The following is a 2,913-nucleotide window of genomic DNA, read 5'->3' on the forward strand; positions in this document are numbered from 1 at the left end:
GGCTTCACGGCCGACGTGGTGACGGCGAGGGCGGCCGGGTCGATCTGGCCGGCCGGCGCCGCCGCCGCCGCGGGCTGCGGCGGCCCCAGCGGTGTGTCCACCCCGTTCCGCATCAGCGCGATCCCGCTGAGCATGACGAGAGCCAGTACGCCCCAGGGGGAGCGCTTCCTCGACTCCGGGACGGTGTGGTCCTGGCCCATGGTTCTCCCTTCGTGGGCGCCTGCCAGCACGCTAAACGCGGTGGGCGGCGGCGGCGATCACTGAGGGGCGAACGGGTGGCGCGACGACGGGTGCTGGCCCATCCGAGTATTCGTCGTATAAATCTTCTGACGGTCCGTGACCTGCGTATCCACGGGCCGGGGGAGCGTTCTGTCGGCGTGTCGGCTCACCGGGGTGGACCAGCGCCGAAATGCGGCGAATGGGAGGCCCGGTGAGGGTTCGTCATGGAAGGCGTACTCGTCGATCTTCCCGGAGCACCGCTTTGGGGCGTCTTCCGCTGGAGGTTCAACGATGCGTGCTTCACGCGCTCTCACGGTCGCCGCGACCGCCTGCGCGGCCGTGGCGCTCTCCGCCCCGCTGGCCGGCGCCACCAACGGTCCGAAAAACGTCACCGTCAATCCGTTCGCGGTCCACCAGGGCGGCACGATCCACATCTCGGCCCAGGGCTGCGGCCACGGCGGAACCGTCGACTCCAACGCCTTCCGGCAGGTCCGCTTCCCGGTGAACCCGTCGGGGAACGTGTCGGCCACGGCGCGGATCCGCGACAACGCCACGCCCGGCCGCTACAACCTGGTCGTCAGGTGCAGCGACAACCCGCGCGTCGAGACGCACCAGTTCGAGGTGCTCGCCGGGCGCGGTGCGCAGGGTGGTCTCGGCGGCTCCGTCGGACCCAGCTCGACCGAGGTGGGGATCGGGGCCGGACTCGTCGCCACGGCCGCGGTCGGCGGTTCCTTCTTCCTGGCGCGCCGCCGCCGTGCGGCCGGCGGGCAGATCTGACCTGCCCTGCCGACCGGCCTCCGACGCCCGTCGCCCCGAGTCCTCGTACAGGACTCGGGGCGACGGGCGTCGGGCGTGGGCGCCGGAGCGGGACACCGCGGGCGTCAGTGCCCGCGGTTCTCCGCACGGCGGCGTACGGCGTAGATGGTGCCGGTGGCCGCGGCCACCACCAGCGCCGTACCCGCCAGGATCTCGGCGGTGTTCATCCCGCCGACGCTGCCGCCGAGACCGCCCCTGACGCCGCCGGGCGCCACGGAGGTGGCGGTGGTGACCGGCGAAGGGGTACGGGTCGGCCGCACGGTGGGGGTACGGGTCGGGGTCGCGCCGCCCGCGATGGTGAACGAGGCCGCCGCCGTGCCGCCGGACCGGCAGGTGAAGGTGGTCCGGTACGTGGCACCGCGCTTGGCGTCCCAGTCGACGGTGGCCGCCGCCGTGCCGCCCGCCGGGACGGTGACCGTGTCGAAGACCGCGGAGGACGCGGTCCCGGACGAGCGGCAGCCGGAGGCCGCCAGCGTCAGCCGGCCGCCCGCCGCGACGGTCGAGGGCGTGACGGTGAAGCCGAGGCCGGCGCCCCGCTGCGCCGCCACCGCCGTGGGTGTGGTCAGGGCGAGTGCGGTCGCTCCCAGCAGAGCGGCGGACGCGGCTCGTATCGCGCGCATGGTGAATCCTCCGGGTCCCCGAGGAGCACCTGCGGAACGATTTCCACACCTGGCACGGAATGCACCTCGATGCCCGAAACGCTAGGAGCGCACTATCACAGCCGCGATCGCTGACGGGCGAATGGGGCACGGCCGTCCCCCGGGTGGCGGACAGCCGTGCCTCCGGTGGCGCCCTCGGACCGCCCGGCTCGGACGCGTCGGCCCGGTCCGGGCCGGCTCGCTCGGTCCGGGTCGGCTCAGTTCCCGATGGCGGGGAACAGATCGACGAACGGGGCCGCCGTCGCGGCGATACCGCGGCCGTAGGGGGCGTCGAAGTCCCAGATGAGGAAGAGCAGGAAGGCGATCAGGACGCTGAACAGTCCCGCCAGCAGCAGCTCGCGGAAGGTCCGCCGGATCTGGAGGACGAAGATCAGCCCCACGGTGACGACGGCTCCGACGATGAGACCGAACCAGACGACGCCCGGCATGGTGGCTCCGGCGTTCTGGCCGCGGGCGCCTCGCGCGTCGTCCGCGACAGCCACCTGTTCGACGAGGGGCTGGTACGTCTGGCCTTCCAGTTCGGTGCGCGGCGCGTACCGCGAGACGTCCGAGCGGATCCGCTCGAACAGCTGGGTGCCCTTCGCGCTGAGGGCGTTGTGCTCGGACATGTGGGGCCACTCGGTGTGCACGACGTACGAGGCGTACGCGTCGACGTCGGCGCGGATCCGCTCACGGATGTCCGCCGGATAGACCTGGACCCGCTGCTGGATCTCGTGCAGGGCCTGTGCTTCCTGCCGTACGTTTTCCTGGGCGGCGCTGCGGCCCTCCCAGACGCCGGCTATCGCGAGGCCCAGAACGATCGCGTAGATCACTCCGATCATCATCGTCATGTATTCCATGACGTCCGGGGTCTCGGTGGGGTCGTCGTCCACCGGCAGCCGGCGGTTGTTGATGACGACGATGGTGAGGACGACGGCACTGGCCGCCGCCATGGCGATGCTCAGAACGAGCCATTCCGACATGGAGCCTCCGGGATCAGCGGATCAGCGGGAAGAACGGGGGCGCAGTACGGCCACGGCGAGTGCGGCGGGGGCCGTGATCAGCAGCATCAGGGTGACGGGGGAGGGGCCCCCGCGCGGCTGCTTGCGCACTGCCTTGTGGAAGGTGGGCAGGGCGATCGGGGAAGGCGTCGGACGGGCCGACGGGGTGGGTGAGGGGCTCGGGGACGGGGTGGGCGACGGCGGGCGCGGGGCCGGCCTCGGTGGCGGCGGGGGCGCGG

At 72.5% G+C, this 2,913-nt stretch carries 3 protein-coding genes and 2 pseudogenes; 1 reads left to right on the forward strand and 4 read right to left on the reverse strand.

Going from position 1 to position 2,913, the window contains the following annotated elements; genetic code table 11:
- Positions 1 to 200, reverse strand: a pseudogene (locus tag GT042_RS19995) (class F sortase); the annotation flags it as partial.
- Positions 201 to 510: 310 nt separating this feature from the next.
- On the opposite strand from GT042_RS19995, the gene GT042_RS20000 reads away from it, so the two are divergent.
- Complete coding sequence (locus tag GT042_RS20000; protein WP_161310089.1) at positions 511 to 996, forward strand: hypothetical protein; 486 nt, start codon at positions 511 to 513, stop codon at positions 994 to 996.
- 104 nt (positions 997 to 1,100) lie between these two features.
- On the opposite strand, the gene GT042_RS20005 is transcribed toward GT042_RS20000, so the two are convergent.
- From GT042_RS20005 to GT042_RS39240, 3 genes and pseudogenes are all read right to left on the reverse strand, one after another.
- Positions 1,101 to 1,655, reverse strand: coding sequence for a hypothetical protein (locus GT042_RS20005; RefSeq protein ID WP_161310090.1), 555 nt, complete (start codon positions 1,653 to 1,655; stop codon positions 1,101 to 1,103).
- A 236-nt stretch (positions 1,656 to 1,891) separates the two neighbouring features.
- The gene (locus GT042_RS20010; protein ID WP_161310091.1) at positions 1,892 to 2,656 is read right to left on the reverse strand and encodes a DUF4239 domain-containing protein; all 765 of its coding nucleotides are present in this window, start codon (positions 2,654 to 2,656) and stop codon (positions 1,892 to 1,894) included.
- A gap of 21 nt (positions 2,657 to 2,677) precedes the next feature.
- Positions 2,678 to 2,913: pseudogene (locus GT042_RS39240) on the reverse strand (hypothetical protein); the annotation flags it as partial.

Origin of the sequence: Streptomyces sp. SID3212 (genome assembly GCF_009865405.1) — a bacterium.
Classification (GTDB): domain Bacteria; phylum Actinomycetota; class Actinomycetes; order Streptomycetales; family Streptomycetaceae; genus Streptomyces.

Bases quoted from the DNA above. Each gene is read 5' to 3' on its own strand.
- GT042_RS20010 (WP_161310091.1), bottom strand. From the start codon at position 2,656: ATGTCGGAATGGCTCGTTCTGAGCATCGCCATGGCGGCGGCCAGTGCC.
- GT042_RS20000 (WP_161310089.1), top strand. From the start codon at position 511: ATGCGTGCTTCACGCGCTCTCACGGTCGCCGCGACCGCCTGCGCGGCC.
- GT042_RS20005 (WP_161310090.1), bottom strand. From the start codon at position 1,655: ATGCGCGCGATACGAGCCGCGTCCGCCGCTCTGCTGGGAGCGACCGCA.